13 protein-coding genes and 1 riboswitch are annotated in these 17,238 nt (G+C 68.9%); of the genes, 7 read left to right on the forward strand and 6 right to left on the reverse strand.

Annotation, left to right across the window (positions count from 1 at the left end):
* Positions 1 to 81: 81 nt before the first annotated feature.
* Complete coding sequence (locus tag ACN27F_RS21255; RefSeq protein WP_421436085.1) at positions 82 to 831, forward strand: beta-phosphoglucomutase family hydrolase; 750 nt, start codon at positions 82 to 84, stop codon at positions 829 to 831.
* Positions 828 to 3,206, forward strand: coding sequence for a glycoside hydrolase family 65 protein (locus tag ACN27F_RS21260; protein ID WP_421436087.1), 2,379 nt, complete (start codon positions 828 to 830; stop codon positions 3,204 to 3,206). Before ACN27F_RS21255 ends, ACN27F_RS21260 begins: the two co-directional genes overlap by 4 nt.
* 43 nt (positions 3,207 to 3,249) lie before the next feature.
* Here ACN27F_RS21260 and ACN27F_RS21265 read toward each other — a convergent pair whose 3' ends face one another.
* Positions 3,250 to 4,275: a coiled-coil domain-containing protein gene (locus ACN27F_RS21265; protein ID WP_421436089.1), complete on the reverse strand. Its 1,026-nt coding sequence runs from the start codon at positions 4,273 to 4,275 to the stop codon at positions 3,250 to 3,252.
* A gap of 2 nt (positions 4,276 to 4,277) precedes the next feature.
* Positions 4,278 to 4,411, reverse strand: a riboswitch (cyclic di-AMP (ydaO/yuaA leader).
* Between the two features lie 294 nt (positions 4,412 to 4,705).
* On the opposite strand from ACN27F_RS21265, the gene ACN27F_RS21270 reads away from it, so the two are divergent.
* The 3 genes from ACN27F_RS21270 (at position 4,706) to ACN27F_RS21280 (ending at position 8,124) form a co-directional block, all read left to right on the forward strand.
* Positions 4,706 to 5,383, forward strand: coding sequence for a potassium channel family protein (locus ACN27F_RS21270; protein ID WP_421436092.1), 678 nt, complete (start codon positions 4,706 to 4,708; stop codon positions 5,381 to 5,383).
* A 744-nt stretch (positions 5,384 to 6,127) separates the two neighbouring features.
* Positions 6,128 to 6,793, forward strand: coding sequence for a winged helix-turn-helix domain-containing protein (locus ACN27F_RS21275; RefSeq protein ID WP_421436094.1), 666 nt, complete (start codon positions 6,128 to 6,130; stop codon positions 6,791 to 6,793).
* Positions 6,790 to 8,124, forward strand: a complete 1,335-nt coding sequence (locus ACN27F_RS21280; protein ID WP_421436096.1) for a sensor histidine kinase — start codon at positions 6,790 to 6,792, stop codon at positions 8,122 to 8,124. Before ACN27F_RS21275 ends, ACN27F_RS21280 begins: the two co-directional genes overlap by 4 nt.
* Here the strand turns inward: ACN27F_RS21280 and ACN27F_RS21285 are convergent.
* On the reverse strand, positions 8,112 to 8,588 hold the full coding sequence (locus ACN27F_RS21285; protein ID WP_421436098.1) for a hypothetical protein: 477 nt from the start codon (positions 8,586 to 8,588) through the stop codon (positions 8,112 to 8,114). The two genes, ACN27F_RS21280 and ACN27F_RS21285, sit on opposite strands and share 13 nt — an antisense overlap.
* Positions 8,589 to 8,646: 58 nt before the next feature.
* Between ACN27F_RS21285 and ACN27F_RS21290 the strand changes: the two genes are divergently transcribed.
* Positions 8,647 to 9,789: a branched-chain amino acid ABC transporter substrate-binding protein gene (locus ACN27F_RS21290; protein ID WP_421436099.1), complete on the forward strand. Its 1,143-nt coding sequence runs from the start codon at positions 8,647 to 8,649 to the stop codon at positions 9,787 to 9,789.
* 48 nt (positions 9,790 to 9,837) lie between these two features.
* Complete coding sequence (locus ACN27F_RS21295) at positions 9,838 to 10,542, forward strand: hypothetical protein (protein ID WP_421436100.1); 705 nt, start codon at positions 9,838 to 9,840, stop codon at positions 10,540 to 10,542.
* Here the strand turns inward: ACN27F_RS21295 and ACN27F_RS21300 are convergent.
* From ACN27F_RS21300 to ACN27F_RS21315, 4 genes are all read right to left on the reverse strand, one after another.
* Positions 10,539 to 11,390, reverse strand: a complete 852-nt coding sequence (locus tag ACN27F_RS21300; protein ID WP_421440369.1) for a peptidase — start codon at positions 11,388 to 11,390, stop codon at positions 10,539 to 10,541. The genes ACN27F_RS21295 and ACN27F_RS21300 overlap by 4 nt on opposite strands.
* A gap of 35 nt (positions 11,391 to 11,425) precedes the next feature.
* Positions 11,426 to 12,694: a VWA domain-containing protein gene (locus ACN27F_RS21305; RefSeq protein ID WP_421436102.1), complete on the reverse strand. Its 1,269-nt coding sequence runs from the start codon at positions 12,692 to 12,694 to the stop codon at positions 11,426 to 11,428.
* 75 nt (positions 12,695 to 12,769) lie between these two features.
* Positions 12,770 to 16,006 carry a methyltransferase domain-containing protein gene (locus tag ACN27F_RS21310; protein WP_421436104.1) on the reverse strand — a complete coding sequence of 1,079 codons (3,237 nt, stop codon included), beginning with the start codon at positions 16,004 to 16,006 and terminating at the stop codon, positions 12,770 to 12,772.
* Between the two features lie 86 nt (positions 16,007 to 16,092).
* Positions 16,093 to 17,028 carry a glycosyltransferase family 2 protein gene (locus tag ACN27F_RS21315; protein WP_421436105.1) on the reverse strand — a complete coding sequence of 312 codons (936 nt, stop codon included), beginning with the start codon at positions 17,026 to 17,028 and terminating at the stop codon, positions 16,093 to 16,095.
* Positions 17,029 to 17,238 lie beyond the last annotated feature (210 nt).

Consider the following 17,238-nt stretch of genomic DNA (forward strand, 5'->3'; position numbering starts at 1 on the left):
GCGGACACCGACGCCGGCCCCTGGGCAGACACTGGCGGGGATAACCGAGCAGTCCGCTGGAGATCAGGTTAGATTGGCTGCGTGCTCGGTCTACCTGATCATGTGACCGCCTGCCTGTTCGATCTCGATGGGGTGCTGACCCAGACCGCGAAGGTACACAACGCGGCGTGGGAAGAGACCTTCAACAACTTTCTGCGAGGGCGCGCCGCGGCCACCGGCGAGCCCTTCCGGCCGTTCGATCCAGGGGCCGACTACAGCCAGTACGTCGACGGCCGCCCACGGGCCGACGGGGTGCGTTCCTTCCTCGCCTCGCGGGGCGTTGTGCTTGCCGAGGGGTCGGTGGAAGACCCCCCGGAGGCCGACACCGTCCACGGCATCGGCACCCGGAAGAACGAGATCCTGCTGCGACGCATCGCCGAAGACGGCGTGCAGGTCTACGACGGTTCGCTGGCATACCTGCACGCCGCCCGCTGGGTAGGGCTGCACCGGGCCGTCGTCTCGGCCAGCGCCAACTGTCGGGATGTGCTCATCGCGGCGGGGATTGAGGAGTTGGTCGAGGTGCGGGTAGACGGGGTGGTCGCACGCGAGAAAGGGCTGCGCGGCAAGCCGGATCCGGACACGTTCCTGGCCGCCGCCGCGCAGTTGGGCGTCGAGCCGGCCAACAGTGCGGTCTTCGAGGACGCGCTGGCCGGGGTGGCCGCGGCCCGGGCCGGCGAATTCGGTTGGGTGGTCGGCGTCGACCGGGTCGGCATCGGGGACGAACTGCTCACCCACGGTGCCGACATCGTGGTGAGCGACCTGGGTGATCTGCTGGCCGGAGCGCCCCGGTGATCCGGGAACGGGCGTACCCGGTCGAGCCCTGGCACGTCCGGGAGACCCGGCTCGACTTCGACATCCTGGCCCAGTCGGAGTCGGTGTTCGCGCTCGCCAACGGGCACATCGGGTTCCGCGGCAACCTGGACGAAGGCGAACCGCACGGCCTGCCCGGCACCTACCTGAACTCGTTCTACGAGTTGCGGCCGCTACCGTACGCCGAAGCCGGGTACGGCTTCCCTGAATCCGGGCAGACGCTGGTCAACGTGACCAACGGCAAGCCGATCCGGCTGCTGGTCGACGACGAGCCGTTCGATGTGCGCTACGGCGACCTGATGTCCCACGAGCGGGTGCTCGACCTGCGGGCCGGTCTGCTGGACCGGCGGCTGCAGTGGCGCTCGCCGGCCGGGCGGACCAGTCGTGTGCGCAGCACCCGGCTGGTGTCGTTCGCCCAGCGGGCGGTGGCCGCGATCTGCTACGAGGTCGAGGCGGTCGACGAGCCGCTGCGCATCATCGTGCAGTCCGAGTTGGTCGCCAACGAGGAACTGCCGCAGCAGAGCCGGGATCCGCGGGTCGCGGCCGTGCTGGAGTCACCACTGCAGGCCGAGGAACGGCTGGTCCAGCCCGACGGCGGGCTGTTGATCCACCGTACGAAGGCCAGCGGGCTGCGGATGGCGGTGGCCATGGGGCACGAGATCGACGGCCCTGGCGACGTCACGGTCAGCACCGAAGGCTTCGACGACTGGGTCCGCACCACCATCTCCTGCCTGCTGCAGCCGGGCCAGCGGCTGCGGGTGGTCAAGCTGCTCACGTACGGCTGGTCCAGCCAGCGGTCGTTGCCGGCACTGCGTGACCAGGTGGGGGCGGCGCTGGCCGGTGCCCGCATCTCCGGCTGGGACGGACTCTGCGCCGAGCAGCGCAAGTACCTCGACGACTTCTGGGACCACGCCGACGTCCGGGTGGACGGTGACCCGGAGATCCAGCAGGCGGTCCGGTTCGGGCTGTTCCATGTCCTGCAGGCCGGTGCCCGCGCCGAGCAGCGGCCGATCGCCGCGAAGGGCCTGACCGGCCCGGGGTACGACGGGCACGCGTTCTGGGACACCGAGATGTTCGTCCTGCCGGTGCTGACCTACACCCAACCCGGTGCGGTCGCCTCGGTGCTGCGCTGGCGGCACTCGACCCTGGACCAGGCCCGGGAGCGGGCCCGGATGCTCGGCCTCAACGGCGCGGCCTTCCCCTGGCGGACGATCCGTGGCCAGGAGTGCTCGGCGTACTGGCCGGCCGGCACCGCGGCGTTCCACGTGGCGGCGGACATCGCCGACGCGGTCCGACGGTACGTGCAGGCCACCGGCGACGTCGAGTTCGAACGTGAGATCGGCCTGGAACTGCTCGTCGAGACCGCCCGGTTGTGGCGCTCGCTGGGCCACCACGACCGGCACGGCCGGTTCCACATCGACGGGGTGACCGGCCCCGACGAGTACACCGCGGTGGTCGACGACAACATCTACACCAACCTGATGGCACAGCGGAACCTGCTCACCGCGGCCGACTGCGCGCTGCGCTACGCCGACCGGGCGTGGGTGCTCGGGGTGGACGACGAGGAGACCGCGGCCTGGCGGGACGCGGCGCTGTCCATGCACCTGCCGTACGACTCCGAGCTCGGGGTGCATCCGCAGTCGGCGGGTTTCACCCGGCACCAGGAGTGGGACTTCGCCGGCACCCCACAGGACCACTACCCGTTGCTGCTGCACTACCCGTACTTCGACCTGTACCGCAAGCAGGTGGTCAAGCAGGCTGACCTGGCGTTGGCCATGCACTGGCGCGGTGACGCCTTCACCGACGAGGAGAAGGCACGCAACTTCGCCTACTACGAGCGGCGTACGGTTCGCGACTCGTCGCTGTCGGCGTGCACCCAGTCGGTGATCGCGGCCGAGACGGGGCATCTGGAGCTCGCCCATGACTACATGGGCGAGGCCGCGCTGATGGACCTGCACGACATCGCCCGCAACACCCGGGACGGGATCCACGTCGCCGCGTTGGCCGGAGCGTGGATCGCACTCGTCGCCGGATTCGGCGGGATGCGCGACCACACCGGAGAGTTGTCCTTCGCGCCACGACTACCGCAGCGGATCAACCGGCTGGAGTTCGCCATGATGTGGCGAGGGCTGCGGTTGCGGGTGGCCGTCCAGCACGACGAGGTCACCTATTCCCTGCGGGACCTGCGCGACGGGGATCCGGACGCGAGTATCGAGCTGAGCCACCACGGCGAGCAGCTCACGGTGACCGCGGACAAGCCGGTGACCAGGGCGATCCCGCCAGCTGCGGCGTCCGGGCCGCCGCCGCAGCAGCCGGCCGGTCGGGCCCCGGTACGTCGGTCGGCCCGCACCGAGTGACCGGGCCGCACACCGGGCCCGGTCCGTACGTCGTCCGAGCCGGTCAGAGCAGGGACAGGTGCACGTGGTTGGTGTGGTCGCTGCTCGGGTCACCGCCGGCTCCGCTGTACGAACTCCAGCCGGTGGCCGGGAACCAGACCTGGCGGTACCAGATGACGTAGAGGATGCCGAGTCGGTCGGCGTTGCGGACCAGGAACGCGGTCAGGTTGTTGCCGTACAGCCGGTCGTCCCCGGTGGCGTCGCCACCGAATCCGTTCTGTTGCGCCGAGAAGTCGCAGGCCCGCCCCTTCGGATGTTCGAACGGTCCACCCGGACGGAAGCACGACACGAAACGGGTGAAGCCAACCCGCTTGGCCTCGTTGAGCGCGTGCATCGTGCGCGGCGTGATGCAGCCGGTGGTGGTGGGGTCGTCGAGGCTGCAGGACTGCGACGGCCAGGAACCGTCCGAATTGCGGGGGGCCTGGCGGGCCACCGGCGAGGTGGCGGAGACGAAGCCGTTGGTGGCGACCGCGCCGACCAGACGCAGCGCCTTCTCCGCCTCCTCCTTCTGCCGCCGCATCACGGTGAGTTGCTGCTCCTCGCGGGCGACCTCGGCGTCGATCGCCGCCTTGGCCCGTTCCGCCTGCTCGCGCGCCTCGTTCAACTCGCGGACCCGCTTGTTGTCGTGCATGGCGATCATGTCGAGGCCCTCGGCCCGTTCCAGCAGGGCGTCCGGGCTGGCGCTGTTGAGTAGCACCATGACCGGGGTTATCCGGCCGAGTCGGTACGAGTTGGAGGCGACTTCGCCGATCTGTGGGCTGAGCGCGGCCAGCCGTTCCTCTACCTTCTCCAGTTCCAGGCTGAGCTGCAGCTGTCGCTTGCGGGACTCCTCGACCGCAGTTCTGGCTTCGACGAAGCCGCGTCCGGTCGACTCGAGGACCTCACTCAGCAGGGGCGGCTCGCCCTCGTCGTCGGGATCGGCCGGCGCGGCGGCGGCCGGTGCGGCCAGCACGACGAACCCGGCGAATAGCGCGGTCACCGTGGCCAGTGCCGCGGCCAGCGGCAACCGCTGGCGCAGGGGTGCGGACATCCTGTTCCTCTCCTTGGCCGCCGACCGAGTTAGCTGACGGGTTCGGGACGGAACGATCCCTACCGCAGTTGCGGATTCACCCCGGTGAACGTGGGTCCCCGGCTCACCCCGCAGGGTGATTGGGCGGCGGTCACCGCCGGCACCGATGGGGCGCCGCCGGGCGGAGACCGCGGGCAAGCTTACCGGATCGGTGATCGGCTTCAACACCTCGCAGGGCGTCGCTGACCAGGAAGAAATCCGTTACCGGGCAACGACATTCGGTGATGTCCACTGTCTGCAGTCGCAGTGACACCGGTGGTTGTCGCAAGGCGATCCGAGGGGCCCGGCCGCAGGACGGCCTGAGAGCATTTAGGGTGCAATTGTCGGTTAATTATTTGGTTGCTGGTGATTGGTGCTCTTGACGATGGACACGGGTGCGGAAGGTGACGGAGTGGCGGACGGCCGCCAACCGGACGACGGGGTGCCGGACGACGGCGTCGTGGTGATCGGTCTCGGTCGATTCGGCGGGCAGGTGGCACTGTCCCTGCTGCGGCTCGGGCATCCGGTGCTCGGCATCGACGAGCATCCCAAGCGGGTACAGCACTGGGCCGAGCGCCTGCCACGGGCGGTGGAGGCCGACTCGACCGACGAGGACAGGCTGAGGCAACTCGGGGTGCCCGGCTTCCGGCGCGCGGTGGTGGGGATCGGCTCGGAGGTCGAGTCGAGCATCCTGACCGTCGTGGCGCTCACCGAGATCGGCATCGAGGAGATCTGGGCGAAGGCGATCACCGCCAAGCACGGTCGGATCCTGGCTGCCGTCGGCGCGCACCACGTGATCTTCCCCGAAGCGGCGATGGGTGAGCGGGTGGCTCACCTGCTGGCCAGCAAGATGCTCGACTTCATCGAGTTCGACGACGGGTTCGCGATCGCCAAGGTGTGCGCTCCGCCGGAGACCGTCGACCGGACCCTTGCCGAATCCCGGCTGCGCCAGCAATACGGCGTCACGGTGGTCGGGATCAAGGAACGGGACGCCGACCTGCGCTACGCCTGCGGACGGACCCGCATCCCGAGCGGCGCCCTGCTCATCGTGGCCGGTGCCACCACGGACGTCCAGCAGTTCGGGCGCTAAGGCAAGGGTTCCTGGTGACCGTCCGGTTGTGATCCTGGGCGTAACCGGCTCATCACGCCTTCATTTCATGAGCTGATCAGCCTCTGGGCTTTCGCAAAGCCGTGACTCAGGCTACAGTCCAGGCATGGGAGCGCTTCCATTGATGGATGTGACCCCGCAACAGTGAACTACGTGTGGCGTAGGTATGCACAACATCCTACGTCAGCTGCAAGCCCTGAGGCTGGCGGCGGGCCAGCCCGGACTCCGCCGCCAGCCAACGCACCACCTGTCGAGAGGAGGTGGAACCAGAGCCACTCGCGTGGCCCGGCTCCCGCGCGTCACGCACGACCTGGACGCCATCCGCTCGTGCGTGTGAGTAACTGATGGTGGGGACGGGGGTTGCCCTCCCCGTCCCCACGCTAGTCCTCGATTGTTACGGCGGGGAATCGCCGACAAGTCAGGACCGCGACGCCGGTCCGTCCGATCGCCTTGGGTCAGCCTGCCGGTTCTTCGGCAGGCTTCGTTGCGTATAGGCAGGTCGTTGTGGGTGTGTCGGGTCGTCGACCGGTCCGGGCCGGGATTCGCCGAGCGGGCCCGATGGAAACCGCCTCGGCCGCGGCGGCTCCGGTGCCCATGGCTGGCAGTGGGCAACGTCACAGCCCGACCTACATCGGTTTTCGTCAGCAGCTACCTGGCCGACACCGCGTCGCCGGGTCGGGGCGCGCGGACATGTCGTGGTGACGACGGCTTGCTAGCCTCGCCCGCATGCGCGTGCTGGTGGTCGAGGACGACCCCGAGGTGCGGAGTGCCGTCGTCAGCGCGCTGCGTACCGGTGGGTTCGCCGTGGACCAGGCCGCCGACTGGAGCCAGGCCGATCTGAGCATCAGCGTCAACGATTACGACTGCCTGGTGCTCGACCGGATTCTGCCGGAGGGTGATTCCCTGCACCAACTCGGGCACCGGCGCCGCGCCGGGCTCACCGTGCCAGCACTGGTGCTGACCGCGCTGGACAGCGCTGGTGACAGAATCGCCGGTTTTCAGGCTGGTGTGGACGACTATGTGGTCAAACCGTTCGTGACCGCGGAGCTCGTGCTGCGGGTCCGGGCACTGTGCCGGCGGCGGGGAGTCACCACGCCGCCGTTGCTGCGCTTCGCCGACCTCGAGGTCGACGCGGCCCGGCGCGAGGTACGCCGCACCGGCATCCTGTTGACTCTCACCCGCAAGGAGTTCGCCGTCCTGGAGATGCTGCTGGTCCGCCGGCCGGCCGTGGTCAGCCGCAGCGAACTGTTCGAGCACTGCTGGGACGAGCTCGCCGATCCCGCCTCCAACGTCGTCGACGCGGTAGTCGCCCAGCTGCGCCGTAAGCTCGGCGAACCGTTACTGATCCACACCGTACGCGGGGTCGGCTACCGGATCGCCGCACCGCCGTGAGCCCGGTCGCGCCCCGGTGCGCCCGGCAGCGGCTGATCCGGCTGCGACGCCGGCGCGGCAACAAGCCGCTGCAGACCGCCGAACGGCTGCGCAGCCTGCGGATCCGGCTCGCCGTCCTGCTCATGGCGATCAACGTGGTCGGGCTGGCCGGAATGGGCGCCGTCGCGTTGCTGGTCGACGGCCGGCAGCGGGACGAGGTCGTCGCCGCCGAGCTGCGCCGCACCGCCAGCACCGCCGCGGCGCTGCTCTACTACGACTCCGGAGCACTGCAACTGGACAAGCTGTTCGACGACGCGGTAGCCAACGGCAGCACCGCCGTGTACGTCTACGAGGCGGGGCGTACCGAACTCAGTCTCGTCTTCGCGTACCCGGCCGGGTTGCCGGTCATTGCGCCCGGCAGCCTGCTGGCCCCGGCCCGGACCGTCTGGGCTTCCGGTACCGAGATCACCGGTCCGGTCCGGGACGACCGTGGTACGCCGGCCCCGATGCTCGCCGTACCGTTCGAACATGCGGTGACCGGCGCGGTCGCCGGTGCCGTCGTGGTGGTCGGCGACTCCGGCCCGGCCGAAGCCGCCAACCGGCGGCTGGCCCTGGCCCTGATCGTCGGCGGTCTCTCGTTCACCGTTCTCGCCTGCGCCGGTGGCTATCTGCTCGCCCGGCGTGGCACTGAACCCATCGCCGACGCGCTCAACCAACAGGAACGGTTCGTGGCCGACGCCGCGCACGAATTACGGACACCGCTGACGGTGATCCGGGCGGTCTCGGAGACCGCGCTCGCCGAGCCGCAGCGCCGCCCGGCGGCGCTACGTCAGGTGGTCCGTTCCGCGGACCGGCTGGCCGACTCGGTCTCGGTCCTGCTCACCCGCGCGCAGCTCGTCGCCGGCCTGCGTGACCTGCGCCGCGAACCGTTCCGTCTCGATCAGCTGACCGAGGAGGTGCTCGCCGACACCGTGCAGCCACCGCATGTCGGGCAGCTGGCCTGCGTGCCGGTGGTGGCCACCGGTGATCCGGCGCTCATCCGGATCGCGCTACGCAACCTCATCCAGAACGCCGTGCAGCACGGGCGGATCGCCGACCAGCCGGCCGAGGTACGGGTCCAGGTCAGCGCCGACCCGCCGACGGTACGGGTGCGTGATCGTGGGACCGGGCTCAGCGACGCGGTCGCGGCAGCGCCGGCGCAGCGGTTCCGGACCGGCACCGAGGACGGCACCGGGCTGGGACTGGCCATCGCCAGCTGGGTGGCCGAGCTGCACGACGGCCAGCTGCGGTTGGTCAACGCCGACGGCGGCGGGACCGAAGCCCGGTTGCGGCTGCCGGGTCAGGGCAGGTAAACGGCCCGGTCGCCGGCCGGGCTGATCGCGAACCACTCGCCGTCGAGCCCGTGTCCGTTGATCTCGCCCGGCATCCGGTCGCCGGCGTACCCGTACAACGGCCAGCCGGCCAGGCTCAGCTGCCGGCCGCCGTCGGCACGGTCGAAGCAGTCGACGAGCTGACGGTCGATGCCTTCCACCCGGACCTCACCGGTGCAGGACACCGGCAACCAGGACCGGCCGCACTGTCCGGTGCACCCGGAGTTGGTCGGTGCGGCGGTGTCGCGGTCGGAGCGGTACAGCACGAATCCCTGTGCGTCGATGACGATCTCGTCGAGAATCCGCGAGGGTACGGCATAGAGGGCGGTCCCGGCGGAAGCCGTGACCGGTGTGCTCGTGGCGGCGACCGGACCGGTCGGCTGCGGGCCGGTGCAACCGGCGATCACCAGCACCGCCAGCGGCACAGTCAGGATGAACCGTCTCATAAAAACCTCACGCTCCTACCTGCAGGATAGGCAGGTCCGACCGGCATGGGAGGTGGACGTGCGTGAGTTGCTGAGATCGGCGGCGGTGCTCGCCCTCCTGTCTGCGGCTACCGGCTGCGTGGCGAACGGCGGTGGTACGCCGACCTCGGTCACTTCCTGCGATCGGCGGATCGCCGTCTTCGGTCCGCTCACCGGGGACTCGGCCGACCTCGGCGGCAACATCCGCGACGGTGCCCGGTTGGCTTTCGCCCAGTTCCACGACGCGCATCCGGACTGTCCGGTCGAGCTGGTCGATTTCGATTCGCAGGGCGATCCGAAGCAGGCACCGGCGCTGGCCCAGCAGATCGTCGGCGACCCGCGGATCGTCGGCGTGATCGGCCCCGCGTTCTCCGGTGAGGCAGAGGCCGCGCTGCCCATCCTGGACCAGGGCGGGGTCACCACCATCACCACGTCGGCCACCCGTACCGAACTCGGCCAGCGCGGCTGGTCGACCTTCCACCGGCTGGTCGGCAACGACGCGGCGCAGGGCCGGGCCGCGGGCTGGTACATCGACCAGGTGCTGCGCGCCGCGGCGGTGTTCGTGGTCGACGACGGCAGCGCGTACGGCAGCGGTCTGGCCGATGAGGTCGTCGCCAGCCTCGGCGCCAAGGTGGTGCAGCGGGCCACGGTGGCCAGCCGGGCGACGGACTTCGGCGCGGTGGTCGGCCAGGTCCGTTCCGCCGACGCGGACGTGGTCTTCTACGGCGGCTACTACGCCGAAGCCGGCCGGCTCCAGCGGCAGCTGCGTGCCGCCGGGGTGACCGCGACCTTCGTGGCCGGTGACGGAGTCAAGGCCGACGGTTTCCTGCAGACGGCCGGAGCTGACGCCGGCACCGACGTCGTCATCACCTGCCCATGCCTGCCGCCGGAGCGGGCGGCCGGCGAGTTCCCCCGACGATATCGGGAGATGTTCGGCATGGAGCCGGGCACCAACAGCGCTGAATCGTACGACGCCGCGCAGGTGTTTCTCGCCGGCCTCGCGGCCGGCCAGGTCGACCGGGCGGCGATGGAAGTATTCGTCGACGCCTATCGAGAGCCCGGCGTGACCACCCGGATCGAATGGACCGCGAACGGCGAACTGGCCGAGACGTCGGTGGCAGTGTGGGCGTTCCGGGTGCGCCAAGGACGTTTTGTAGCAGAGCGATCCATCCCGGCAACTTGACCCACGCGCCCTGCGGCGCACCCGTGACGTGGCAGAAGGAGCGCAGCCATGACCGTACCGGGAAGCGGTGCCGGCAAGGTTCTGCAGGCCCTGGCCGACGGCCCGATCGGCCCGTACCCGCTGCTAGAAGCGGCCTTCTGCTGGACCGAACGGCGGCCGGTCGGCTGGCGCAGGCTCGGGCCGGCCGCGACCGTGCCCGCCAGGCAGCTGCCGGTCGCGCAGTTCGAGCAGCCGGCTGCGGCGGCCCGGATGACGCGGCTGTTGTCCACCATGACGTGGGTGATCGGGACGCCGCTCGGTGCGTCCGCCCAACTCTCGCGGGTCGAAGTCACCGCAGAGGCGTACCACCGGGTGTTGCGTGCCCTGGCGGGCGCCTGGCGCGATGGACGTCGGATGCTCGCCAGCCCGGGCATCGCCGCCGCGCACTATCCGGCCGCACTGGCGGTGTGGCGGATGGCGGCCCTGCTCACCTCCGGCGACCAGCCTGCCGGGGTGCTCACCGTCGCGGTGAGCACCCCGGCAGCGGCGATGCTGCGAGCCGCCGCCCCGGCACTGGCGGTGCCGCACTCGATCGTCGAGCGAGGCGGGCGCAGCGCGGTCGTCCGGGTGGATCGACCTACGCTGTTCCGCCGGTTACTCGTCGACCTGGACCCATCGAAAGCCGCCGGGACGGCCGACCCGTCCGGGAGCGTCGGGTCGTCGCGGGCGACTCAGCCGGCCGTTCGGGCCCGGCGGCTCGCGGTCGCCAACTAGCCGCGACTAGCCGGGCCCCGTCGACGGGGCCGGCGGGTCAGGCCGAAGCCGACCACCCCACCGACCGCCGCGATGATGCCGCCGCAGGCGGTCCAGACCCAGCGGCTGGAAAGCTCCGGCAGCCAGTCGGTCGCCCGTTCCCACCAGGACGAGACCTCACCGCTGCGGTCCGCTGCCGCCTGGTCTTCGGCGACCGCGACCTCGGTGAGCACGGAACCCTGTTCCCTGGTCGGGTCCAGCGGCGCCCGCAGCCGACCGCCCTGCGGCCCGCCGTCGTCCGAGATCTCCGCGCTCACCTGCAGGCGCACCTGGACCGGCAGGCCGAGGTCCTGCTCGGCCAGGTCGGTCACGGCGATACGGACGAAGTAGGTCCCCGGCAGCGGATCGCCCGACCACGGTTCGGCCCAGGACCGTACCTGGCGCAGCACACAGCCTGCCTGCACGCTGCGGTCGGTGGTCAACGCGACCGGGGCCTGGGTACCGGCCGTGCAGGCCTGGCGGCGGCGCAGTCCGTCGAACACGTCGATGTGCCAGGTCGAGTCGCCGCTGCGGACCGCCGGATCGGCGAGGTCGACGGTAGCGGTGATCGAACTGGTTTGACCGGCGACCGCCGGGAACGACCAGTAGAGATACTCACCGGTGGCGGCGGCGACCTGAACCGGCTGGTCGATGTTGACCGCCGCGGCGGTGAGAAAGGACGTACCGGCCTTGGTCAGGGTGGCCTCCACCGGCACCGGCGTCGGCCCGTCCGCCGCGGCCGGCGCGGCCGGCGCGGCCACGACCAGCAGGACGGCACCGGCGGCCAGGGCCGCGCCGGTGGCCAGCGTGGCCTGTGTCAGGTGGGCCAGCGCGGGCCGTGTCGGGTGGGCCAAGCGGGGGCGGTTCACCGGGCGTTCTCCTTCCAGATCGAACCCCACCAGCGGGTCAACCAGCCAGCGGCCAGGCCGGTGAGCAGACCGGCCACGCCGAGTACGACGAGCAGCAGCCAGCCGCGGCCCAGGCCGGGAGCATCCGGGGTCGGCGTGGCTGCCACCAGGTCGACGGTGAGTTCGACCGGCAGGCCAGGGGCGTCCCCCGCGCCGCCCGGGGCGGCGAAGGAGTTGCTCACCACCAGGCACATGTCGGCCGGCTCCGGTCGGTCCTCGTCGTCGTTGCCGGGCTCGGCCGCCGACCAGCGCAGGCCGGTGGAGAGCACGTCGGTACGTCCGCTGTCGGCGTCCGTGCCGCGCACCAGCTCCCGACCGTCAGGATGGACGGCGCGCAGCAGGACGCCGTAGTCCCGGTTGACCGGACGGTCGAGCGCGATGCTGACCGACGCCCGCAATTCCTCGCCCGGCTGGACCGCCACCCGGTACCACCGGTGTTCGGAGAAGCGTTCCCGGTCGACGTAGACCCCTGCGGCGAGCACCGGTGCCGCGGCGCAGTCGCCGCTGCCGGTCACGAGTTCCGGGGTCTGGGTGTAGGTGTCCTGAGCCCGGTCCACCAGCTGGTTGATCCGATCGGCGAGCTGGTCGGCGCTCTGCGCGCTGCTGTAGGTGCCGCCGGTCGCGCCCGCGATGCAGACCAGCTGCTGGCGTACCTTGTCGTCCAGCGTGAGGCCGAGCGTGTCGACGATCAGGCGGGTGCCCTGCGCGGCGAGCTCGCGGGCCACGTCACAGGGGTCAGGTGGCGCACAGGTGTCCTCGCCGTCGGTGATCAGCACGATCCGCCGAGCGGTCTCACCCACGCCGAGGTCGTCGGCCGCCGCCCGCAACGCCAGGCCGATCGGGGTGAAGCCGGTGGGCCGCAGGCTGGCGATCGCGGTCTTCGCCTGGTCGCGGTCGACCGGGCCGACCGGGACGATCTGCTGGGTGTCCTGACAGCCGATCGTCTTGTCGTCGCCGGGGTAGGTGGCGCCCAGCACCCGGATGCCGAGATCGGTGCCGTCCGGGACGGCGTCGACGACCTCGTTGAAGGCGCGTTGGGCGACGGCCATCCGGGTCTGGCCGTCGAGGTCGGGCTCCCGCATCGAGCCGCTGACGTCCAGCACCAGCTCCAGCCGCAGGTTTTCGGGGCGTCCGGTCTCGTCGGCATGAGCCGGCGGGATACCAGGCAGGATAAGGACGAGCAATCCCCCAATGAGGACTGTCTGCGCCGTATGTCTGTTGATCACCGGGCGATCCTAGTAACCACCCGGTCATCATCCACAGTAGCTGGGCGGTGCGTTGTGGTCGGCGTCCGACCTTCGTCAGAGGCTGGCCGGGTCCGGCGGTGGTGGCGTCTCGAACAGCTCGGTGATCAGCTTCGCGTAGTCCCGTCCCATGTCACCGAACTGGTAGCTGCGAGCGGTTGCCAGGGCGGCGAGCTCTACCTGCCGGCCGTGCAGGCGAGGTGCGGCCAGGAGCGCTTCGGACAGCCCGTGGCGGTCGGCCGGATCGAATGTGATGGAAAACGCGGGGTCGAGCAGGGAGGCCAGCGAACCGACCCGGGGCGCTACCACCGGCCGGCCGTACGAAATGGCCAGGTGGAAGATTCCCGAGTTCAGAACTGACCGGTACGGCAGCACGACCGTGTCGGCTGCCTTGAAGTACAGCTGGATCTCCTGGTTGGGGATCGCCGTGAACACCGGGATGACCAAAGGGTCCGCTTCGCAGCGCTCCAGCAGCCGGCTGCGCGGGTCGAGCCGCTTGGGCTGTCCCGCCACCATCAGCCGTAGCCGGGGGTCCCGGCGCCCGGCCACCGAAAAGCTGTCCAGCAACTGTTCCACGCCCTTGTAGGGGCGGATCCCGCCGAAGAACAGCAGCACATGCTGGTCCGGCTCGAAGCCGAACCGGTGGCGCGCGGCGATCCGGCTGACCGAGTCGGGGTAGACCCCCAGGTAGCTGCTGTGCTTGATGACTCGGACTTTGTCCGACACCAGGGGATAGTGTGGCTCGACCGCAGCGACCGTCTCCTGGCTGAGCACGTGCACGATGTCAGCTTCGTCGGCGAGGAAGCGTGCGAGCGCCCGCTCCGTCTCCGGGTACTTCCACTCGTGTGGAAAGACATTGTGGATAGTCCACACCAGCCGTCCACCGCGTCGGCGCAGTTCGGCGATGTGCTCCTTGAACTGGGTCAGCCTGGTCGCTGCCTCGTCGGCGGAGCGGGCCGGGTGCAGGATCGGATCGGTCCAGTGGATGTGCAGTACGTAGCCGTCAAGCGTGCCGGTGGGCAGGTGCGGTGCTACCGGGGCCGTCACCAGGTCTGCGACCGGGAACGACTGCACACCCGCGTCGCGCAGCCCCGACATCAGCATCGCCTGGTACGGGTTGTCTAGGTAATGCGGGAACGAGCCGACGAAGCGTTGGGTCACCCGGCGGGGACGGGCAGCCAGCTCGGCTATCACCTGATGCAGCTCCGCACCTCGGCGGGCATACGAGTGGCGCTCGTGTACCACCGACGCCAACCGGGCGGCCTGCGCCGTGGTGCCGCCGGGGTCGGCGGTAAGCCGGGCCAGCAACCGGGAGAGGCTTTCTGCATCGCTGTAGGTCGGGACGTCATCCAAGCCGAGTTCATGCAGGCCGACCCGGGAATTGGTCAGCGGTAGCGCACCTGCGGCCAGGCTCTCCAATAAGCGCGAATTGACGTTTCCGTACGGTCGGGTGGTGTGATTGAGATCATCGAGCACCAGCAGGGAACGCCGGTAAAGGTCCGGCAGGTTGAAGTAGCTGGTGCTACCTACCGCGTAGCGGGCGAACCGTGAGTTCATCCCACGGCGCTCGCCGAAGATCACGAACGGGAAATCGATGTCAACGCCGCGTAGGCACTGGTAGAGATGCCGCTCTCGACCCCACGAATTGACCGTGGTCACCGCACCCTGACGGTTGCCGGCGTCAACCGGCAACCTGAACAACTCGGTGTCCACGCCGAGGGGGAGCAACCCGGTCGGACCGTCGTAGTGCTCGCGGATGCGGGTGAGCGAGATGGTTGAGGATGCGAGCACCGTGTCGAAGAGCGCCAGCTGCGGGTGTTCGCTCCAGCGCTCGGTCTCGTTGCGGATCCAGGCGATCACCCGGCAGCCGTCGGGCACGGACAGCGGGTCGAACGCCGGGATCATCGCTAGGGCGATGTCGGTGTCGGGCGGTAGGTCGGTCCACCGATCGGCGGACAGGTAGGCCACCTCGTAGCCGTGCCGCTCCAGGTAGCGGCCGGTACCGACGGCCACGTAGAGATCGCCTCGACCGGCGGCCAGGTCGGCGGTCGACACGCAGAACGCGACCTTCGGCCGGTCTGACCGAAACTGGTCGACCTGGGCGGCCTGCTCGTACGCGTTACGCACGGTCGGATCCTCGGCGAGCTGCCGGAAGTGCCGGGGGACCTTCGCGGCGTCGCTACGGCTGGCTTTGCCGCTGGTGGTGCCGCTCTTCCCACCGGTCGAGCCGCCATTGGTGCCGCGCTTGCCGGTCGAGCGGGCGCGGCGCCGGTTCAGCGCTCGGAAGCCTTCCGCTGGCCGGACCATGTACCGGACCAGCTTCCCGACCCGGTAGGTGTTGCTGCGAGCCAGGTGATTCATCCTCGCCTGGAGGTTCTTGCGCTCCTCTTCGACCCGGCGCAGCGCTTCCCGGGCCTGGGCGGCGTCGAGCCGCTCCTGCTCGATTGTGTCCTGGGTGTGGCGGAACTGAACGTCGAGCTGATTCTGTCGGACCTGAAGCTCGCGCAGTTGCTGGTTCAACCGCCGGATCTCCTCAAGAGCACTGAGGTGTGCGACGTGCTCTTCGTTGAATCGTTGCTCGGCCAGGCTGATCCGTACCGCCTCGGTCGATGGTCTGGCCAACACGATGTATTGATAGGTTTTCGCGTCTTCACCGAGTTCGCCAACGACCTTGCGCAACTCGGTGTCGATCTCGAGCGCACGGGCGCGGTGTGGAGTCTGCTCCGCAGTCCGTCGGGTACGGTGGGTCTCGGTCACCAAGTATCCGGATGACTCAAGAAGTGCCTGCATACTGCTACGGGTGAAGAACCGCAAATGGGTGGCATCCAGCAGGCCGGTTTGAGTGTACTCAAAATTGCCCGTCATGAGTTCGATGATTATCGACTCGTGGGCCATGTTCGGATAGCTTACGACCAGTACACCGTCTGGTGCGAGAACCTTCTGGTCGTTCAGTGCGCGGAGGACGAGTTCTGGTTCGACCAGATGCTCCAGAACGTCGGCGAGAATTACTACGTCGTACGCATGCCCCGCCAGCTCCCCTGTCCAATCCGGACGTCGCAGGTCGACGACCTTTGTCTCCTGCACGCCTGACGCTAGCGCCTCGGCTAGCGCCTCGCTGTCGGAGTCGACGCACGTCACGGTCCGTCCGGCGACGTTGGCGAGCATGCTGGACACGATGCCCGGGCCCGAACCGATGTCGAGGATCCGAGGCCCGCCGGTCAGCGCCAGTCGGTACACGGCCGCTGCAGTGTTGTTCGTGTCCGTCGGGTCGAAGCTGTAGGAGTACTTGCTCATCTGTCTCTCCGCGTGTGCGCTTGCGGGCTGCGGTGAAGCCGCAGGTCCATCCAGGAGCGGCTGTACCGATCGAGGCTGTCAGTCGGTTAGATGAATGTGAAGTCACTGATGTCGTCGCGTCGACCCAGACGGCCATCGCGACCGTCGGCCAGGGCGATTTGGACGAGCTTTTCGAAGCTGCCGGTCAGGTGTGGCGCGTGAATTGCGATCCGCCGACCCCAGCCCTCTATGAACGGGCTTAGTTCTGCCTCGATTTCGTCGAAAGCCGCAGAAAAGAAGCGCTGGCTGAAATGCACTCGGTTCCGGCACATGTAATAGATGTAGTAAGGGGTCGGCAATTTGCCGGTCGATCGCTTGTAATGCCAGATTCGGGTGTGTGGCGCCATTATGGTCCGCCAGCCGGCCCGCTGTGCGTGTAGACAGAAGTCGGTTTCCTCATAGTAGAGAAAATACTCTTCGGGAATGAGGCCGATTTGACGGATGACGTGCCGGCGTACGAGTAGGCATGCGCCGGTGACGTAATCGACCTCGCGTACCGAGCTGTCCGCGACGTCGTGGTCGAACTTGCCTGCGTCAGCGTGCAAAGTGGACCCTTTGCCCTCGATTACGCCGCCGTTGAACAGGATCCGGGGTGGCTTGCCGTCGTCAAGGATGCGGCAGCCGATGACGCCAGCGTCGGGATGTTCGTCGGCTGTGGCGAGGAGGTGACTCAAAGTGCTCGGGTCGACCACCGCGTCCGGGTTGACGAGCCAGACGAACTCCGCATGTGTGGTGAGCGCCGCGTTGATGCCCAGGTTGCAGCCGGCGGCAAAGCCGATGTTGCCGCCGGCTGAGATTGTTCGGACGGCTGGATCCAGGAGGTCGGCGAGATCGGCTCTGGCGAACTCCGGTTCGGTGTTGTCGACGACGATCAACTGTTGATCAACATCGGTGCTTGCCTGTAACGAATTCAGACAACGAACAGTGTCGTTGTGGTGTCGGTAGTTGACAACAATAGTCGCTACCCGTGGCCCCAGTCGCACAGATAACCTCTCCCGATCAGCAGGCGTGCGTGTTCGGTGCAGCCGCCCAATCTGAGGTTATCAGCTTTGGTTGCGTCATACGCGGGTAGCAAGGTGTTTGCCTGGTACTCCAGGATGTCGAGGTATCCGATACCTGAAGTGCCTAATCTGTCACTGTACGTCAAAGTGCTGGTGTCGCGACCGGGACTTGGCCGATCCCGACACCGGCGT

Origin of the sequence: Solwaraspora sp. WMMB335, assembly GCF_049179075.1 — a bacterium.
In the GTDB taxonomy this organism is placed as follows: Bacteria; Actinomycetota; Actinomycetes; order Mycobacteriales; family Micromonosporaceae; genus Micromonospora_E.